Genomic DNA, 610 nt, shown 5'->3' with positions numbered 1-610 from the left:
ACAAGACGGTTCCAACCAGTCAAACGGTCACCTTTGAGGGAGCAGGCGATGCGACCCCAGCAACCGACACGCAAAATGACTACAGCTTTAGTGGTAAGCACGATGAGGTGACAGGTAGCGACACATGGGATGAGGAAAGCCACACCTATGGCAAGGTCACTGTTCCAGTAGTTCAAGGCTATGTCGCTGATAAAGCAAGTGCAGGTGAAAAGGAAGTCACCCCAGCAAATCCAGACGCTAGTGATACCGTCACCTACACAGCAGTTGGTAAGCTTGTTCCAGTAGATGAGGATGGTCAACCGATTACGGGTGCACCAACGCCAAACTACAGCAACAATCCAGATGACCCAACCAAGGTCAACCCAACTCCAGTGCCAAGTCTTGACGGATGGGAACCCGTTGATCCAAGTGACGTTACCCCAGACAATCCAACAACAGATACTCCTGTTAAGTACCGTCATAAACTGACTGACATCAGCAAAGCAACCAGTCAAACGGTCACCTTTGAGGGAGCAGGCGATGCGACCCCAGCAACCGACACGCAAAATGACTACAGCTTTAGTGGTAAGCACGATGAGGTGACAGGTAGCGACACATGGGATGAGGAAAG

At 51.0% G+C, this 610-nt stretch carries 1 protein-coding gene; it reads left to right on the top strand.

What is annotated here, in order from left to right; all coding sequences use genetic code 11:
- The coding region (locus NXS10_RS08540; protein ID WP_444544874.1) for a mucin-binding protein at positions 1-610 on the top strand (610 nt) is incomplete at both ends.

The sequence above is a fragment of the Streptococcus sciuri genome (assembly GCF_024814375.1).
Lineage (GTDB): Bacteria > Bacillota > Bacilli > Lactobacillales > Streptococcaceae > Streptococcus > Streptococcus sciuri.
This window is presented reverse-complemented; position numbering and strand designations above follow the sequence as displayed.